Source organism: Stenotrophomonas sp. ZAC14D2_NAIMI4_7, assembly GCF_003086675.1.
GTDB lineage: Bacteria > Pseudomonadota > Gammaproteobacteria > Xanthomonadales > Xanthomonadaceae > Stenotrophomonas.
This window is the reverse complement of sequence record NZ_CP025995.1, coordinates 1860388-1878506: the sequence shown is the minus strand read 5'-3', so window position 1 is coordinate 1878506 and position 18119 is coordinate 1860388. Positions and strand designations below refer to the sequence as shown.

The following is an 18119-nucleotide window of genomic DNA, read 5'->3' as shown; positions in this document are numbered from 1 at the left end:
CTGGAGTTTAGGAGCCCGCATCCTGCGGAAATTCCTGTCGAATCCGCTGCAGATAGCGATCAGATGCCGCCCGATCGCCCAGTCGCGCTTCGATGTCAGACGCAAGTTGTAACACGGAACGCGTGGCCGGTGCAGCCGCAATCCTACGTTCGGCGAAGGCCCGCGCGGCCATGTACTGGCCCTGGCGGAAGCTGAGCTGGGCCATCGCTTCCAGCGCCACCGGGTTCTGCGGGGCATGCTGGAGCGAGGTCCGCAGGTCGCGTTCGGCACGCTCGACCTGGCCGGCATCGAGCGCACAGCCCCCGGCGTTGGCCAGTGCCGCGGCAGGGGTGGCATAGCCCGGCGCCTGCAGGGCGCGGTCGAACCAGACCAGCGATTCGGCGGCCTGGCCGTGCTGGCACAGCCAGGCGGCGTAGTTGTTCAGCACATCGCCGCGCTGCGGGGCCAGTTCGGCGGCGCGGCGGAAGCCTTCGCCGGCCTGCTGCTGGCGGCCACGGCGGTCGTCCACCCCGGCCTGCAGCATCAGCGCATCCACGCCATTGGGCTGGATCTTCAGCGCTTGCCGGGTCTTGCGCTCGGCCTGGTCCAGGTTGCCGACCTGCAGATCACGGGCGGCCAGCGCCAGCATGTCGTCGTACTTGAACTGCTGGCGCACGTTGGGGTCGTCGCGCACGGTGCGCACCGGGGCCACGTCGCCGGGGCCGTGGGGAATTTCAGAAGTGGTGGTACAGCCGCTGGCAGCCACTGCCAGCATGCCTGCGAACAGGGCCGGCAACCGGCGGTCAGGCCGCTGCATCACTCCCCTTCCCTGCCTGCAGCGTCTTGTTGAACTCTGCCTGGCGGCGCGTGCGGTCCATCACCTGGCCCTTCAACTGGCCACAGGCCGCGTCGATGTCGTCACCACGGGTGCGGCGGACCATGGTCAGCACGTTGCTGTCCAGCAGGATCTTCTGGAAGGCGCGGATATGCGCTTCTTCGGAACGCTCGTAGCGGGTGCCCGGGAACGGGTTGAATGGAATCAGGTTCACCTTGCCCGAGTCCCTGGCCTGTACTGCGTTGTCGAACTGGTGCATCAGACGGGCCAGCTCGCGCGCATGCTCGGGCTTGTCGTTGATGCCCTTCATCAGGGTGTACTCGAAGGTGACCGACTCGCGGCGCTTGTTGGCGCGCAGGTAGCGGGCACACGAGGCCATCAGCTCGGCGATCGGGTACTTCTTGTTCAGCGGCACCAGCGTTTCGCGCAGCGCATCGTTCGGCGCATGCAGGGAAACGGCCAGCGACACGTCGCTTTCGGCGGACAGGCGATCGATCTGCGGGACCAGCCCGGACGTCGAAAGCGTCACGCGCTTGTTGGCCAGGCCGTAGCCCAGGTCGTCGCGCATCACGCTCATGGCGCGCACGACGTTGTCGAAATTCATCAACGGCTCGCCCATGCCCATCATCACCACGTTGGTGAGGCGGCGCATCTGGTGCGGCACGTTGCCCAGGTGGCGCGCGGCCACCCACACCTGGCCGATGATCTCGGCGGTGGTCAGGTTGCGGTTGAAGCCCTGGGTCGCGGTGGAGCAGAACGTGCAGTTCAGCCCGCAACCGACCTGCGAGGACACGCACAGCGTGCCGCGGGTCTTGTCGGGGATGTACACGGTCTCGATGGCGTTCTTGCCATCCACGCCCATCGCCAGCAGCCACTTGTGGGTGCCGTCGGCGGAGGGCTTGTCGAACACGATGTTGGGAACAACGACCTCGGCATGGGCCTGCAGCTTGGCGCGCAGGACCTTGCCGAGATCGGTCATTTCATCGAAATCGGTGACGTAGCGATGGTGGATCCACTTCATCACCTGATGGGCACGGAATTTCTTTTCGCCGAGTTTTTCGACGAAAAACTGTTCCAGGCCCGCGCGATCGAGGTCGAGCAGGTTCTGCTTGCCAGCCGTGGGTGCCGACTTCGGCAGCGGCTGGATGGCGGGGGACTGTACGACCTCGTTCACGGCATCACTCTCAGCGCGAAACGACTTCGGTCGCGGCGAAGAAGTAGGCCACTTCAATGGCGGCATTCTCGACCGAGTCCGAGCCGTGGGCGGCGTTGGCATCGATGGAATCGGCGAAGTCGGCGCGGATGGTGCCCGGCGCAGCGTCCTTCGGGTTGGTGGCGCCCAGCAGGTCGCGGTGGGCCAGGACGGCGTTCTCGCCTTCCAGGGCCTGGATCATCACCGGGCCGGAGATCATGAACTCGACCAGCGCGTTGAAGAACGGACGTTCGCGGTGCACGGCGTAGAAGCCTTCGGCTTCACGGCGCGACAGCTGCTTGTACTTGGCGGCCACGACCTTCAGGCCGGCCTTCTCGAAGCGGGCGTAGATTTCGCCGATGACGTTCTTGGCAACGGCGTCCGGCTTGATGATCGAAAGGGTGCGCTCCAGCGCCATGGGATGTCTCCAATGGAATCGGGCCGCTGATGGCCCGAAGGGTAACATGAAAAAAACCCGCGTCGGGACGCGGGCTTAGCCTGATAAACGTGCGCGGATTGTAAAAGATCCCGCGTAGTAGTGCCAGCCCATGGCTGGCGGCCGGGGTCGGACCCCCGCAGGGGCTCTGACCCCACGCCCCTGCCCGCCAGGGGTCGGAGCCCCTTCGGGGATCCGACCCCGGTCCTTCGGGTGAATGCCCTGTAACCGGCCCGGCGGTTTTGCTGCACTGCAAAATGCCATACGCCCCCGTCTGGACCTAGTATCAAACAATCGTTTGATTAAGGTCCGCCGCCCCATGGCCAAACCCGCCCACTTCTCGACCAAGGACCGGATCCTCGGTGCTGCCGAGGAGCTGTTCGCCCAGCACGGGTTCGCCGGCACTTCCCTGCGCCAGGTCACCAGCCAGGCCGACGTGAACATCGCGGCGGTGAACTACCACTTCGGCTCCAAGGAAAACCTGGTCAACGAGGTGTTCCGCCGCCGCATGGACGAGATGACCGCCGCGCGCCTGGCCCAGCTGGAGCGCGCCCGCAACGAACACCCCGGCCAGTTGCGCCCGGTGCTGGCCGCCTTCGTGGAACCGGCACTGGCCATGGCCCAGGACCGCCAGAGCGGCGGCGCTTTCGTGCGCGTGATCGCCCGCGCCTACGCCGAAAAGAACGACAACCTGCGCAAGTTCCTGTCCGACCACTACGGCCACGTGCTGCGCGCGTTCGGCAAGGCCATTGCCGAATGCGTGCCCGGCCTGAGCAAGGAAGAGCTGTACTGGCGGCTGGATTTCCTGGCCGGCTCGCTTACCTACGCCATGGCCGACTTCGGGCTGATCAAGCGACCCACCGGTGTCACCGAAGCGGCGCATCGTGCCCATGCCGCCCACGAACTGATCCATTTCGCCGAAGCCGGGTTCCGCGCCGCCGCACGCGACAGCGCCCTGCCCGCTTCCATTGATTCCACCCAGTAACTGCTGACCAACAAAGGCCCTACACCATGTCCAATTCCCTGCTAGTCCGCCGCGCCGCCGTGCTGGGTGCCGGCGTCATGGGTGCCCAGATCGCCGCCCACCTGACCAACGCCGGCGTCGATACCGTGCTGTTCGACTTGCCTGCCAAGGAAGGTCCGGCCGATGGCATCGTGCTGAAGGCAATCGCCAACCTGGGCAAGCTGAGCCCGGCGCCGCTGGCCAGCAAGTCGCTGGCCGAAGCCATCACCCCGGGCAACTACGAAACCAGCCTGGAACAGCTGAAGGACTGCGACCTGATCATTGAGGCCATTGCCGAGCGCATGGACTGGAAGCAGGACCTGTACAAGAAGATCGCCCCGTTCGTGGCCGACCACGCGGTGCTGGCCTCCAACACCTCCGGCCTGGGCATCAACAAGCTGGCCGCCGTGCTGCCCGAGCAGCTGCGCCACCGTTTCTGCGGCGTCCACTTCTTCAACCCGCCGCGCTACATGCACCTGGCCGAACTGATTCCGGCCACCACCACCGACAAGGCCGTGCTGGAAGGTCTGGAAGCGTTCCTGGTCACCACCCTGGGCAAGGGCGTGGTGTACGCCAAGGACACCCCGAACTTCATCGGCAACCGCATCGGCGTGTTCTCGATCCTGTCCACCATCCACCACACCCAGCAGTTCGGCCTGGGCTTTGATGAAGTGGACGGCCTGACCGGCCCGCTGGTGGGCCGCCCGAAGTCGGCTACCTACCGCACCTCCGACGTGGTCGGCCTGGACACCATGGCCCACGTCATCAAGACCATGGGCGACACCCTGCCCAACGATCCTTGGCATGAATTCTTCAAGTCGCCGAAGTGGCTGGACGCGCTGATCGCCAAGGGCGCGCTCGGCCAGAAGACCGGCGCCGGCATCTTCCGCAAGGTCGGCAAGGACATCGTGGTGCTGGACCTGGAAAAGCAGGACTACCGCGCCGCCGATCGCACCGCCGCCCCGGAGGTGGTCGAGATCCTGAAGATCAAAAACCCGGCCGAAAAGTTCGCCAAGCTGCGCGAGAGCCAGCACCCGCAGGCGCAGTTCCTGTGGGCGACCTTCCGCGACCTGTTCCACTACAGCGCCTACCACCTGGCCGATATCGCCGAAACCGCGCGCGACGTCGACCTGGCCATCCGCTGGGGCTACGGCTGGTCGCTGGGCCCGTTCGAAACCTGGCAGGCCGCCGGCTGGAAGCAGGTGGCGCAGTGGATCGCCGATGACATCGTCGCTGGCAAGAGCATGAGCAGCGCCCCGCTGCCGGATTGGGTGTTCGATGGCCGCGACGGCGTGCACGCCGCCGAAGGCAGCTACAGCCCGTCGCGCAACGCCAAGCTGCCGCGTTCGTCGCTGCCGGTGTACCAGCGCCAGCGCTTCCCCGATCCGCTGCTGGGCGAGCAGTTCGCGCCGGGCGAGACTGTGTTCGAGAACGACGGCCTGCGCATGTGGCACGACGGCGATGGCATTGCCGTGGTCAGCTTCAAGACCAAGATGAACACCGTGTCCGACCAGGTGCTTGATGGCCTGCAGGAATGCGTCAGCCGCGCCGAGAAGGACTTCCAGGGCCTTGTGATCTGGCAGCAGAAGGAACCCTTCTCCGCCGGTGCAGACCTGGCCGGCGCGCTGGGCCTGCTGCAGGCCGGCAAGGTCGACCAGTTCGAAGAAATGGTCGCCAACTTCCAGCGCACCAGCCAGCGCATCAAGTACTCGCTGGTGCCGGTGGTGGCTGCGGTGCGTGGCCTGGCCCTGGGCGGCGGCTGCGAGTTCCAGATGCACAGCGCCAAGACCGTGGCCTTCCTGGAAAGCTACATCGGCCTGGTCGAGGCCGGCGTGGGCCTGCTGCCGGCCGGTGGCGGCCTGAAGGAACTGGCCGTGCGCGCCTCGCAGGCCGCTGGCCCGGGCGGTGATGTGTTCGCCGAACTGAAGAAGACCTTCGAGACCGTGGCGATGGCCAAGGTGTCCAACTCGGCAGTCAACGCCAAGGAACTGGGCCTGCTGCGCAGCACCGACAAGGTGGTATTCAACAGCTACGAGGCGCTGTACATCGCCAAGGCCGAAGCGCGTGCGCTGGCCGAAGCCGGTTACCGCCCGCCGCTGCCCGCACGCCGCATCCAGGTGGCCGGTGACGTGGGCATCGCCACCTTCAAGATGATGCTGGTCAACATGCTGGAAGGCCGCTTCATCAGCCCCTACGACTACGAGATTGCCGAGCGCATCGCCACCGTGCTGTGCGGCGGCAAGGTCGACCGCGGCACCCTGGTGGACGAAGAATGGCTGCTGACCCTGGAGCGCAAGCATTTCGTTGAACTGGCCCAGCAGGAAAAGACCCAGGCCCGCATCGCGCACATGCTGAAGACCGGCAAGCCGCTGCGTAACTGATTACCTGCTTCTGGTAGGTGCCCACCTTGGTGGACACACCTCCGCCTCTGGTAGGTGCCCACCTTGGTGGGCACACCCTGATGTGGCAGTCGAGCATGGCTCGACTCTACAAATCCTATTCAAGAGATCACTGCAATGACCAAGCAAATCCAGGACGCCTACATCGTCGCCGCCACCCGTACTCCGGTGGGCAAGGCGCCCAAGGGCATGTTCCGCAACACCCGCCCCGACGACATGCTTGCGCACGTGCTGCGCAGCGTCGTCGCCCAGGCCCCGGGCGTGGACGTGAACCGCATCGATGACGCCATCATCGGCTGCGCCATGCCCGAAGCCGAGCAAGGCATGAACGTGGCGCGCATCGGCGTGCTGCTGGCCGGCCTGCCCAACACCATCGCCGCGCAGACCGTGAACCGCTTCTGCTCCTCCGGCCTGCAGGCCGTGGCGCAGGCTGCCGATGCGATCCGCCTGGGCAACGCCGACCTGATGCTGGCCGGCGGCACCGAATCGATGTCGATGGTGCCGATGATGGGCAACAAGATCGCGATGGCGCCGAGCGTGTTCGACAACGACCACGTGGCCATTGCCTACGGCATGGGCATCACCGCCGAGAAGGTGGCCGAAGAGTGGAAGGTCTCGCGCGAAGAGCAGGACGCCTTCGCCCTGGCCTCGCACCAGAAGGCCATGGCCGCCATCCAGAACGGCGAGTTCAAGGATGAGATCAGCCCGTACGAGATCGTCTCGCACCTGCCGGACCTGGCCGATGGCCAGCGCATCATCACCCGCAACAAGGTCGCCGACACCGACGAAGGTCCGCGCCCGGACTCCTCGGCCGAAGGCCTGGCCAAGCTGCGCCCGGTGTTCCGCAACGGCCAGTTCGGCGGCACGGTCACCGCCGGCAACTCCTCGCAGATGAGCGACGGTGCCGGCGCGGTGCTGCTGGCCTCGGAACAGGCGATCAAGGATTACGGCCTGACCCCGCTGGCCCGCTTCGTCAGCTTCTCGGTGGCCGGCGTGCGTCCGGAAGTGATGGGCATCGGCCCGATCGCCGCGATTCCGAAGGCACTGAAGCAGGCCGGTCTGACCCAGGACCAGCTGGACTGGATCGAACTGAACGAAGCCTTCGCCGCGCAGTCGCTGGCGGTGATCCGCGATTGCGGCCTGGACCCGAGCAAGGTGAACCCGCTGGGTGGCGCGATCGCCCTGGGCCACCCGCTGGGCGCAACCGGCGCGATCCGTACCGCCACCCTGCTGCACGGCCTGCGCCGTCGCCAGCAGAAGTACGGCATGGTGACCATGTGCATCGGCACCGGCATGGGCGCGGCGGGTATTTTCGAAGCGCTGTAAGGTTCAAAGCGTTGTCGGCTGACTGCTGGTTGGCTGCGGGGCCCGGGTAGGTGAGGCTGCCCGGGACACGCCGTAAACCCCCCTCCGGGGTCCGGCCCAGCCGCTGGCGGCTGTGCGTTCGGGCGCTTGCGAAGCAGTGCTTCGCAAGCAAAGCGCCCTCACCCATGGGGGCTTGGCAGCGGCATCCATGCCGCTGACAGTCCCGGTCAGCCTCACCCACCCGCGCCATCCATCATTCCGCGCGGCGGAGGGATGAGCAAAGGCAAGGCAAGAGCTGGGGTCAGAGCCCTTTGCTGCGCAAAGCGATCTGACCCCGACTCGACGCTCGCGGAAACAGAAAAGGCAGCCATCGGCTGCCTTTTTGCTTTTGCTCTTGCCCTTGATTCCGCCCTTCCCGTCCGCGCTCGCAGGAAACTGTCGAGAGGCGTGGGCAGTCCGCTGCAGGACCGTTGGCGCCATGGATGGCGCCATCGAGCCCCAGGGATGGGTTTACGGCGTGTCCTGCAGCGGACTGCCCACGGCTCCCCACTTTGGCAGGAAGGCGCTGACGGAGCGCTCGAAAAACCTTACTCCGCCAGCATCGCTGCCAGCTTCTCGCGGGCCGGACCGGCCAGCTTCGGGTTGTCCAGCGCGAAGCGGATCGTCGCTTCCACCAGGCCCAGGTGCGTACCGCAGTCAAACCGCGTGCCCTCGAAGCGGTAGGCATCCACTGGCTCCTGCGCCAGCAGCGCGGCAATCGCATCGGTCAGCTGGATCTCACCACCGGCACCGCTGCCGGTCTGTTCCAGCAGATCGAAGATCTTCGGGCTCAGCACGTAGCGCCCCACCACCGCAAGATCGCTCGGCGCGTCTTCCGGCTTGGGCTTTTCCACGATCTGCGAAATACGGCCCTTGCGGCCATCGAACGCCTCGGTGGCGACGATGCCGTAGCTGGCGGTTTTCTCGTGCGGCACGTCTTCCACCGCAATGACGCTGGCACCGCTGGCCTCGTTCAGATCGGCCATCTGCTTCAGCGCACCGGCGCCGCGGTTCCAGATCAGATCGTCGGGCAGCAGCACGGCGAAAGGCTCGTCGCCGATCACCGCCTTGGCGCACAGCACCGCATGGCCCAGGCCCAGTGCCTCGGCCTGGGTGACGAAGATGGCGCGCACGCCTTCAGGCAGCACGTGGCGGATCAGCTCCAGCTGTTCCTGCTTGCCGGCGCGCTCCAGCTTCTGCTCCAGCTCGTAGGCCTTGTCGAAGTAATCGGCCACGGCGTGCTTGTAGCGGTTGGTGATGAACACCAGGGTGTCACAGCCCGCTTCGATCGCCTCGTCCACCGCGTACTGGATGAGGGGCCGATCGATGATCGGCAGCATTTCCTTGGGAACCGTCTTGGTAGCGGGCAGGAAACGGGTGCCCAGGCCTGCCACCGGGAAAACTGCCTTGCGAATGCGCTTGCTCATTAGTGCCTGCTGGCCTCTCGTGCGGGGAATGGCACGACTTTAGCGGACGAGATGTATGCATCTTGTTCGATTGGCGAGAACTCGGGCATGGTCGCGAACAGGATTTCCTGGATGGCGCCGGTGTCATAGCTCACCGTTGCCTCGCGCAGCTTGGGCACGTTGCCCAGCACCAGATCACGCGAGAAGGTACGCACGCCGGCCTCCAGCACCTTCGGGTGCGAGGTCGGGCGGTAGTCTTCGTCGGAATAGAACAGCGTCTCGTGCAGCTTCTCGCCCGGGCGCAGCCCGGTGTAGATGATCGGAATGTCCTTGTACGGCTGCTTGCCGGCCAGGCGGATCATCTGCTCTGCCAGCACGCGGATCGGCACCGGCTCGCCCATGTCCAGGGTGTAGATGGCACCGTGCGATGCCGACGCGGCCGCCTGCAGGATCAGCTGGCAGGCCTCGGGAATGGTCATGAAGTAACGGGTCACTTCCGGATCGGTCACCGTGACCGGGCCGCCGCGCAGGATCTGTTCGCGGAACAGCGGCACCACGCTGCCGGCCGAGGCCAGCACGTTGCCGAAGCGCACGGTCACGAAACGGGTGTGCGTGGACTTCTGGTCCAGGCTCTGGCAGATCATTTCCGCATAGCGCTTGCTGGCGCCCAGCGCATTGACCGGGTCGACCGCCTTGTCGGTGGAAATGAACACGAAATGCTCCACGCGCGCTTCCAGGCAGGCGCGTGCCACGTTCTCGGTGGCCAGGATGTTGTTGCGCACGGCTTCGCGCAGCTGCCGTTCCAGCACCGGCACGTGCTTGTACGCGGCGGCATGGAAGGCGGTATCGACCGGGTGCAGCGACAGCGCGTGGCGCATCACCGCCGGGTCGCCACAGTCGCCAAGCACGGCCTCCACTTCGATATCGGGGAAGCTGCGGCGCAGCTCACCTTCGATGGTCAGCAGCAGCAGCTCGCTGATTTCCACCAGCACGATGCGGCCGGCGCCATGGCGCGCGCACTGGCGGCACAGTTCCGAGCCGATGGAACCACCGGCGCCGGTGACCATGACGGTACGCCCGCCCAGCCAGCCGCGGATCAGGTTCCAGTCGGGCATGATCGGCTTGCGACCCAGCAGGTCCTCGATCGCCACTTCCTTCAACTGGCCCGGCAGCGACTGGCCCTGCAGGATGTCGCTCAGTTTGGGCACGGTGCGGAACGGCACGCCGGTGCTTTCGCAGATGGCGACCACGCGCTGCATGCCCACCGCATCGAGCGAGGGAATGGCGATGACCAGCAGCTTGGCCGCGCTTTCGCGCACCACCGCCGGGGCATCGTCCAGGGTGCCCAGGATCGGCAGGCCCTGCAGCTTGGCGCCGCGCAGGTGCGGGGCATCATCGAGCAGGCCCACCGGTTCGAAGTTGCCGGAACGGCGCAGGTCGCGCACCAGCGTTTCGGCGGCCTGGCCGGCGCCGAGGATCAGCACCCGCCGCGCGGTCGAATCGGACTGCAGCGACTGGTAGTCCTTCCATGCGCGGTACAGCAGGCGCGGCGCACCCAGCAGGGCCGACAGTGCGAAGGGATAGATGACCAGCACCGACATGGGCACGCCGTTGAAGCGCTTCCAGGCCAGCACCAGCACGATGGCGACCAGGCCGATGAAGCTGGCCTTGAAGATGTTCAGCAGGTCGCTGACGCTGGCGAAACGCCACAGACCGCGGTACAGGCCCACGCGCCAGAACACGATGCCCTGCAGCGCCAGCACCAGCGTGGTGTCGACATTCCACAGCGGCAACGCCGGGGCGTCAGCCAGGATCGAGTAGCGACCGGCATGCAGCAGCTGCCAGCAGGCCCAGACCATGAACAGGTCGTGGCAGACGATGGCCGTGCGCGGCAAAAGACCGAGGATTCTGTCCCGCCAAGGTGAAGACATATTTCGCTTAATTCCTTATCGATTGCGCAATCCATTGCGCAGGAGGAGCCAGAGCAGAGTCAGCGCGGCAAACCACGCGACCGCTACGACAGCCTCCCACCTCGGCTGCAAACTGGAGCAGACATTGAACACTGTAATACTGAACAGGCCCAAAACAAAGTACATCCCTGTGACCTGTGCGTGGCTGGCTCCTGCCTGCACTGCGCGCTGGTAGACATGCTGGGTGTGGGGTTCCATCCAGCGTTGCCCGGAAAGCATGCGCGCCAACAGTGTGAAGCCTGCGTCCACAAGGAAAGGTGAAATCGGCACCAGCAGCAGCATCCACTGGATGTTGGTCTTCAGACTGGCGATGGCCAGCACCACGGACACCGCATAGCCCAAGGCGCCGCTGCCAACATCGCCCATGAAGATCTTCGCTTTCGGGAAATTGAACGGCAGGAAACCCAGGCAGGCCAGGCCCAGAGCAATCGCGGCCAATGAATAGGGCCATGGCAGCAACGGCGCCAGCCCCAACGCGGCGATCACCGCCTGGCTGCTGGCGATGCCGTTGATGCCATCCATGAAGTTCCAGATGTTGATGAGCGAGGTAGTGAAGAACAGCACCAGCGCGGCCAGCAGCCAGCTGCCGCCATGCAGCTTCACCAGCCCGGCCAACAGCGCGGCGGCGACCACGTGCACGCACAGGCGACGCACCGCCGGCAGCGGGCGATGGTCATCCCACCAGCCGATGCCTGCCACCAGCACCAGCCCGAGGCTGGCGATCAGCACACTGCCTGCGGCTTCGGGCCAGGCCCACATCGCGGCACCGGCGGCCACCAGCAGGCTGATGACGATGGCGATGCCGCCACCGCGTGGGGTGGCCACGCTATGGCTGCGGCGTTCGCCCGGCTGGTCCAGCAACTGCCGGCGCAGGGCGTAGCCCCTTGCGGCCCACGTCAAACCGGCGCTGAGCAGGGCCAGGCCCAGCAACGCGCCCATCACCAGCCACGGCATGGCTCAGAGCACCGCGTAGTTCAGCAGCGGCTTCACGGTGCCCCATTCCTTGCAGCTCGGGCACTGCCAGTGGTGGGTACGCGCACCGAAGCCGCAGCGCGTGCAGCGGTAGGCCGGGTTGCGCACCAGCAACTGATCGGTGATGTGCTTCAGATCATGCAGGGTGGCGGTGGAATCGGCCCCTTCGGCCAGGGTCAGATCGATCAGCGCCGATTCGCCACGCACCGACGGGCGGTCCTTCAACTGGCGGCCCAGGTAGGCACGCGCCGGGGCCACGCCTTCCTGTTCTTCCATCAGGCGGGTGAGCGCCAAAACCGGGGCGATGCCACGGTAGTGTTCGGTCATTTCCGACAGGAACGCACGTGCGCCGCCGAGGTCGCCCACCTTGCGGTAGTTCTCCATCAGCGCCGGCAGCAGCTCGGGCAGGTATTCGGGGTCGTTGCGGGCGGCGCGTTCGAACGCGCGCACGGCGGCTTCGGCATTGCCTGCATCCGTTTCCAGACGGCCTTCAATGATGCCGGCGCGCACCGACATGGCATCGGCCTGGTAGGCGCGGGCGATGGCCGCCCTCGCCTCGTCCAGCTTGCCGGCGCCACGGAAGCGCTCGGCCAGTTCGCATTCGAACTGCCCGATCAGCTTGCCCATCGGCTCGCCGGTCACCTCTTCGAAGCGGGTGGCGTTGTCGATCGCCTTTTCCCAATCGCGCTCGGCCTGGTAGATGCCGATCAGGTGCTTGAGCGCCTGCGGCGCACGCTGGTCCAGCTGCGCCAGTTCGGTGAACACGGTTTCGGCACGGTCCAGCAGGCCGGACTTCATGTAGTCCTCGCCGAGTGCCAGCAGCGCCTGCACGCGCTGCGCATCGCTCAGGTCGTTGCGGTTCACCAGCCCCTGGTGCAGGCGGATGGCGCGGTCGACTTCGCCACGGCGGCGGAACAGATGGCCCAGCGCGACCTGGGTCTCGAAGGTTTCCTTGTCCAGTTCGGCGATATGCAGGAACAGTTCGATGGCCTTGTCCGGCTGCTCGTTCAGCAGGTAGTTCAGGCCACGGAAATAGGTGCTGGACAGGCGGCTGACCTGGTTGTCACCGTGGCGTTGACCGCCACGCCGGCCGATCACCCAGCCTGCAACAGCAGCCAGCGGCACGAACAGGAAAAACCAGAACCACTCGGTGACGAAATCCATCTTCGATCAGCGTCCATCAAAAGATTGGGGGGAAGTGACCGGGGCCGACGTGGCGGCCACCGACTTGTTGGCGCGGCGCAACTGGCTGTAGAGCGGAATGACCACGCTTACCAGCACCAGCCCGGCACCGACGACCACGCCGACCAGCAGTGCGGCGATCAACGCCACGCCAACCGACGTATGCAACTGGGTGAACAACAGGTTGATCGACATGTCGGTCATGTTGACCGCGCCGATGATCAGGCCAAGGATCAGGACTGCCAGCAGCACCAGCAGACGGAAAACCTTCATGCGACAGCTCCAATGGCAGGAGCCTGTAGCTTATCCGACTGGCGGGAAAAATCGCACGTCGTCGCGCGACAGGACCTTCAGGCCGGATCGGCGTCCAGCGGCAGCACGCTGCTGACCCGCTCGCGCAGTTCCTTGCCCGGCTTGAAATGGGGAACGTGCTTGCCCGGCAGGGCCACCGATTCGCCGGTCTTCGGGTTGCGACCCAGGCGCGGCGGCCGGTAGTGCAGCGAGAAGCTGCCAAAGCCACGGATTTCGATGCGATCCCCGGCAGAGAGGGAACCGCCCATCATTTCCAGCAACGACTTCACCGCCAGATCGACATCATCGGCCTTCAGGTGCGCCTGGCGGCGCGCAAGGATTTCGATCAGTTCGGATTTGGTCATCGCCGGCTCACATCAGGGGTCACTCAGCCTGAAACGGCCCGGGCAATGCCCGGGCCGTCCAGGAAACAACGAACAGCTACAGGCCGATATTACTCGGACTTGTTGCCGTTCAGCTGTGCACGCAGCAGCGCGCCCAGCTGGGTGGTGCCGCTGGAAGCCGAAGAGGACTGGTATTCCTCCAGCACTTCGCGCATTTCAGCGTCGTCCTTGGCCTTGATCGACAGCTGCAGGGTGCGGCCCTTGCGGTCCATGCCCACGAACTTGGCTTCGACCTTGTCGCCGACCTTCAGGTGCTGGGTGGCGTCGTCAACGCGCTCGTTGGCGATGTCGCGCGCCGAGACGTAACCTTCGATGCCGTCAGCCAGCTCGATGATCGCGCCCTTGGCGTCGACTTCCTTCACCACGCCTTCGACCTTGGAGCCCTTCGGATTGGCAGCCATGTACTGGCCGAACGGATCCTGCTCCAGCTGCTTCACGCCCAGGGAGATGCGCTCGCGTTCCGGATCGACGGCCAGGACAACGGCGTCCAGGGTGTCGCCCTTCTTGAAGTTGCGAACGACGTCTTCGCCGGTGGTGTTCCAGCTGATGTCGGACAGGTGGACCAGGCCGTCGATGCCGCCGTCCAGACCGATGAAGATGCCGAAGTCGGTGATCGACTTGATCTGGCCCGACACCTTGTCACCCTTCTTGTGGGTGGCAGCGAAGGTTTCCCACGGATTGGCGGCAACCTGCTTCATGCCCAGCGAGATACGACGACGCTCTTCATCGACGTCCAGCACCATCACTTCGACTTCGTCACCAACCTGCACAACCTTGGACGGGTTGACGTTCTTGTTGGTCCAATCCATCTCGGAGACGTGCACCAGGCCTTCGACGCCCGGCTCGATCTCAACGAACGCGCCGTAATCGGTGACGTTGGAGACCTTGCCGAAGACGCGGCTGTTGGCCGGGTAACGACGGGCGATGTTATCCCACGGATCTTCGCCCAGCTGCTTCAGGCCCAGCGAAACGCGGTTGCGCTCGCGGTCGAACTTCAGCACGCGCACGTCCAGCTCGTCGCCGACGTTCACGACTTCGGACGGATGGCGCACGCGCTTCCATGCCATGTCGGTGATGTGCAGCAGGCCGTCGATACCGCCCAGGTCCACGAACGCGCCGTAATCGGTCAGGTTCTTGACGACACCCTTCAGGATCGCGCCTTCCTGCAGCTTGTCCATCAGCTGCTCGCGCTCTTCCGAGTGCTCGCTTTCGACGACAGCGCGGCGCGAGACCACGACGTTGTTACGCTTGCGGTCCAGCTTGATGAGCTTGAATTCCAGCTCCTTGCCTTCCAGGTAGGCCGGATCGCGCACCGGGCGCACATCGACCAGGGAACCCGGCAGGAAGGCGCGGACATCCTTGATGTCCACGGTGAAACCACCCTTGACCTTGCCGCTGATGCGGCCGGTGATGGTTTCGTTCTTTTCCAACGCTTCTTCCAGCTCGTCCCACACCATCGCGCGCTTGGCCTTCTCGCGCGACAGGACGGTTTCGCCGAAGCCGTTCTCGATCGAGTCGAGGGCGACCTTGACGATGTCGCCTTCGGCGACGTCGATTTCGCCAGCGTCGTTACGGAACTGTTCGATCGGCACGATGCCTTCGGACTTCAGGCCAGCGTTGATCACCACGACGTCGCCGCGGACTTCAACAACGGTACCGCTGACGATGGCGCCCGGCTTCAGCTTGGCCAGGTTGGCCTGGCTGGCTTCAAACAGTTCGGCAAATGATTCGGTCATTAGATTTACTCTGTTGGACACATGGGTCGGTGGCGTCCCCTTCAGGGGAATGGCGACCGCCCGCCTGTTGGTCGACCCCGGAAACGCAGGTCGTGTGTAGTAGGAAAACCGCCACGCATCATTGCGCGACGGAGCTTGTACAGCACTGCATTGCGCGACCACCACCGGTGTTGCTGGCAGCGCTCCTGCGCGAACGGATCAGGCAGCCGGAACCGGAAGCAGATCCATCACTCTGGCAACGACATCTGCGATGCCGATGCCTGTGGTGTCGATGAGGACGGCATCGTCTGCCGGCTTCAGGGGCGCCACGGTACGCTGAGCATCACGGGCGTCGCGGGCCATGATCTCACGCAGGAGGTCATCAAAGCTAACAGAAACCCCCTTGTCTTTCAACTGCTTATGCCTGCGCTCGGCGCGCTCCTCGGCACTGGCGGTCAGGAACACCTTGTAGGGGGCGTCGGCAAAGATGACGGTGCCCATGTCGCGGCCGTCGGCGACCAGGCCCGGCAGCTCCCTGAATGCGCGCTGGCGCTCTTTCAGCGCCGAACGCACCTCGGGAATGGCGGCAATGGCTGAGGCCAGCGCGCCGGTGGTCTCCAGGCGCAGCTCGTCGGTGGCATCGGTGCCGTTGACCAGCACGCGCATGGCATCGCCCTGTTCAACAAACTGAACGCGGGTGTCGAAGGTGCAGCGCACCAAAGCCGAGGCGTCGGAGGTGTCGATATCGGCCCAGCTGGCCGCCACGCCCACCGCCCGGTACAACGCGCCCGAATCCAGGTAATGCCAGCCCATGCGGCGCGCCACGATGCGGCTGATGGTACCCTTGCCAGCCCCGGACGGGCCGTCGATGGTCAGGACGGGAGCGAGTGGATTCATGGGGGTCCTTGCGCGTGTGAAGGGGCCATTCTAGCCCCTGCCACAGGCCCTGCGCGGCGACTTTCGTGCAACCACTTGAAACCACGGAGAAAAGCCCGGTAGAATGGCGGGCTTGAACGAGCGTCAACTGCCGATTGTCTTTCGCATATCGCGGCCACGCTCCACCCGAACAACTACTGTTTACGCCGAGGTATGCCATGAAAGTCCTGTCCTCCCTGAAGTCGGCGAAGGCCCGTCACCGTGACTGCAAGGTCGTGCGTCGTCGTGGCAAGATCTTCGTCATCTGCAAGTCGAACCCGCGTTTCAAGGCGCGCCAGCGCTAAGCCTTCCGGCCTTCGGGCCCAGGCTGCCCCACGCGGGGCGACCCGATGCAAAAAACCGCCTTCGGGCGGTTTTTTGTTTATGCGGCTTTTTTCCGCCGTTTTTGCTGTAATCGCCTTTCTTGACCACTGGGGAGTAGTTCGAGATGAAGCGTTACCTGTCCACCCTGGCCGTACTGGCCACCCTGGCCGCCGCCACGCCGGCGCTGGCCGACACCCTGCTGATCGACCGCGCCCGTGAAAAGCCGGCCACCGCCCTGCCCGTCCGCGGCCAGAGCATGCAGCAGGTGCAGTCGCAGTTCGGCGCGCCGAGCGAGCAGCTGCAGCCGCGCGGCGGCCAGAAGCGCCAGTGGCCGACCATCCACCGCTGGGTCTACCCGCAGTTCACCGTCTACTTTGAAAAGCAGAAGGTGATCGATGTGGTGGCCAACCAGGCCGACCCGAACGAAATCGGCCCGAAACCGCCGATCCGTTGATCCCCCACCCCGCCCGTGGCGGGCCCGTGTAGCGAGACCATGAACCAGAACCTTCGTTTTCCTGCCGAATGGGAAGCCCAGAGCGGCGTCCTGATTGCCTGGCCCACCGCCGACACCGACTGGGCCGACCGCCTGGGCCAGGTGGAGGAGACCTACATCGCCCTGGTTGCGGCCATCACCCGCTTCCAGCCGGTGCTGATCTGCGTGACCGATGACGATGTGGAGACCTATGCCGAAATGCGGCTGCGCTCCAACCGCATCGACATGGACAAGGTGCGCTTCACCACGGCGGCCTACGACGATACCTGGCTGCGCGATTCGGGCCCGATCACCCTGCGCCGCGCCGACGGCGGTTTCCAGCTGCTGGACTTCCGCTTCACCGGCTGGGGCGGCAAGTTCGACGCCACCCTGGACGACCAGCTGGTGGGCGTGCTGGACCAGGCCGGTGTGTTCAACGACGCACCGGTGCGCAGCATTCCCTTCGCGCTGGAAGGCGGCGGCATTGAAACCGATGGCGAAGGCACCCTGCTGACCACCTGGAAGTGCCTGCACGAACGCCACCCGGACCGCGACCGCGAGAGCCTGAGCGCAGACCTGGCCGACTGGCTGCAGCAGGACCGCGTGCTGTGGCTGGACCATGGTTACCTGGAAGGCGACGACACCGACGCCCACATCGATACCCTGGCCCGCTTCGCCTCGGCTGACAGCATCGTCTACCAGGCCTGCGACGACCAGAGCGATTCGCACTACGCCGAACTGCAGGCGATGGGCAACGAACTGGCCGCGCTGCGCACCAAGGACGGCAAGCCGTACCGCCTGTTCCCGCTGCCGTGGGCGCAGCCGGTGATCGACGAAGGCCGCCGCCTGGCCGCGTCGTACGCCAACTACCTGATCGTCAATGGTGCGGTGCTGATGCCGGCCTACGGCGATCCGGCCGACGACCTGGCCCGCGACGTGCTGGCCCTGGCCCACCCGGGCCGCGAGATCGTGCAGGTGCCCTGCCGCTCGCTGATCTGGCAGAACGGCAGCCTGCACTGCATCACCATGCAGTTGCCGCAGGGCCTGCTGAAGGCCTGATGCACCATCGCCGGGCTCCGCGCCCGGCACCGCCTTGTAGAGTCGAGCCATGCTCGACTGGCTTTCCACGTAGACCACGCGAAGCGCCAGTCAAGCAAGCTCGACGCTACGGCTTTCGCGCGCGGCGTGATCCAAGAGCAGTCGAGCATGGCTCGACTCTACAAAGGCGGCCCATTCAGCGGCCAACACGCCGCGGCACGCCATCCGCGCTAACATGCAGG

General features: G+C 65.3%; 17 protein-coding genes. 6 read left to right on the top strand and 11 right to left on the bottom strand.

Features of this window, described 5'->3' with window-relative positions:
- Positions 1 to 7 precede the first annotated feature (7 nt).
- From pilW to ndk, 3 genes are read right to left on the bottom strand one after another with little or no spacing between them, the layout of a single operon-like run.
- Positions 8 to 796, bottom strand: a complete 789-nt coding sequence (pilW, locus tag C1922_RS08770) for a type IV pilus biogenesis/stability protein PilW (protein WP_108749397.1) — start codon at positions 794 to 796, stop codon at positions 8 to 10.
- The gene (gene rlmN, locus C1922_RS08765; protein WP_107232307.1) at positions 783 to 1988 is read right to left on the bottom strand and encodes a 23S rRNA (adenine(2503)-C(2))-methyltransferase RlmN; all 1206 of its coding nucleotides are present in this window, start codon (positions 1986 to 1988) and stop codon (positions 783 to 785) included. The genes pilW and rlmN overlap by 14 nt, the downstream gene beginning before the upstream one ends.
- Positions 1989 to 1998: 10 nt before the next feature.
- On the bottom strand, positions 1999 to 2424 hold the full coding sequence (gene ndk / locus C1922_RS08760) for a nucleoside-diphosphate kinase (protein WP_108749396.1): 426 nt from the start codon (positions 2422 to 2424) through the stop codon (positions 1999 to 2001).
- 337 nt (positions 2425 to 2761) lie between these two features.
- Between ndk and C1922_RS08755 the strand changes: the two genes are divergently transcribed.
- From C1922_RS08755 to C1922_RS08745, 3 genes are all read left to right on the top strand, one after another.
- Positions 2762 to 3427, top strand: a complete 666-nt coding sequence (locus C1922_RS08755) for a TetR family transcriptional regulator (protein WP_108749395.1) — start codon at positions 2762 to 2764, stop codon at positions 3425 to 3427.
- A 26-nt stretch (positions 3428 to 3453) separates the two neighbouring features.
- The gene (locus C1922_RS08750) at positions 3454 to 5826 is read left to right on the top strand and encodes a 3-hydroxyacyl-CoA dehydrogenase/enoyl-CoA hydratase family protein (RefSeq protein WP_108749394.1); all 2373 of its coding nucleotides are present in this window, start codon (positions 3454 to 3456) and stop codon (positions 5824 to 5826) included.
- Between the two features lie 135 nt (positions 5827 to 5961).
- The gene (locus C1922_RS08745; RefSeq protein ID WP_108749393.1) at positions 5962 to 7170 is read left to right on the top strand and encodes an acetyl-CoA C-acyltransferase; all 1209 of its coding nucleotides are present in this window, start codon (positions 5962 to 5964) and stop codon (positions 7168 to 7170) included.
- Positions 7171 to 7736: 566 nt separating this feature from the next.
- Here the strand turns inward: C1922_RS08745 and galU are convergent.
- From galU to cmk, 8 genes are all read right to left on the bottom strand, one after another.
- The gene (gene galU / locus C1922_RS08740) at positions 7737 to 8615 is read right to left on the bottom strand and encodes a UTP--glucose-1-phosphate uridylyltransferase GalU (protein ID WP_108749392.1); all 879 of its coding nucleotides are present in this window, start codon (positions 8613 to 8615) and stop codon (positions 7737 to 7739) included.
- Positions 8615 to 10525, bottom strand: coding sequence for a nucleoside-diphosphate sugar epimerase/dehydratase (locus C1922_RS08735; protein WP_164271348.1), 1911 nt, complete (start codon positions 10523 to 10525; stop codon positions 8615 to 8617). Before C1922_RS08735 ends, galU begins: the two co-directional genes overlap by 1 nt.
- 15 nt (positions 10526 to 10540) lie before the next feature.
- Complete coding sequence (locus C1922_RS08730; RefSeq protein WP_108749391.1) at positions 10541 to 11518, bottom strand: glycosyltransferase family 4 protein; 978 nt, start codon at positions 11516 to 11518, stop codon at positions 10541 to 10543.
- A 3-nt stretch (positions 11519 to 11521) separates the two neighbouring features.
- Complete coding sequence (gene lapB, locus C1922_RS08725) at positions 11522 to 12700, bottom strand: lipopolysaccharide assembly protein LapB (protein ID WP_108749390.1); 1179 nt, start codon at positions 12698 to 12700, stop codon at positions 11522 to 11524.
- A 6-nt stretch (positions 12701 to 12706) separates the two neighbouring features.
- Entirely contained in the window at positions 12707 to 12991 is a 285-nt protein-coding gene (locus C1922_RS08720) for a lipopolysaccharide assembly protein LapA domain-containing protein (RefSeq protein WP_108749389.1), read from the bottom strand.
- Positions 12992 to 13068: 77 nt separating this feature from the next.
- Positions 13069 to 13374 carry an integration host factor subunit beta gene (locus C1922_RS08715; RefSeq protein WP_005409286.1) on the bottom strand — a complete coding sequence of 102 codons (306 nt, stop codon included), beginning with the start codon at positions 13372 to 13374 and terminating at the stop codon, positions 13069 to 13071.
- 89 nt (positions 13375 to 13463) lie between these two features.
- A complete protein-coding gene (rpsA, locus tag C1922_RS08710) occupies positions 13464 to 15149 on the bottom strand; it encodes a 30S ribosomal protein S1 (RefSeq protein WP_057498113.1) in 1686 nt (561 codons plus the stop codon).
- A gap of 198 nt (positions 15150 to 15347) precedes the next feature.
- Positions 15348 to 16025 (bottom strand): (d)CMP kinase, encoded by a 678-nt coding sequence (gene cmk / locus C1922_RS08705; RefSeq protein ID WP_108749388.1) that lies wholly within the window; start codon positions 16023 to 16025, stop codon positions 15348 to 15350.
- A 197-nt stretch (positions 16026 to 16222) separates the two neighbouring features.
- Here cmk and ykgO point away from each other — a divergent pair, with 197 nt between their 5' ends.
- The 3 genes from ykgO to C1922_RS08690 all read left to right on the top strand — a co-directional run bounded on the left by ykgO (position 16223) and on the right by C1922_RS08690 (position 17898).
- Entirely contained in the window at positions 16223 to 16348 is a 126-nt protein-coding gene (ykgO, locus tag C1922_RS08700; RefSeq protein ID WP_005409283.1) for a type B 50S ribosomal protein L36, read from the top strand.
- A 143-nt stretch (positions 16349 to 16491) separates the two neighbouring features.
- A complete protein-coding gene (locus C1922_RS08695; protein ID WP_108749387.1) occupies positions 16492 to 16821 on the top strand; it encodes a hypothetical protein in 330 nt (109 codons plus the stop codon).
- Positions 16822 to 16860: 39 nt separating this feature from the next.
- Positions 16861 to 17898 carry an agmatine deiminase family protein gene (locus tag C1922_RS08690; protein WP_108749386.1) on the top strand — a complete coding sequence of 346 codons (1038 nt, stop codon included), beginning with the start codon at positions 16861 to 16863 and terminating at the stop codon, positions 17896 to 17898.
- The last annotated feature ends 221 nt before the right edge of the window (positions 17899 to 18119 follow it).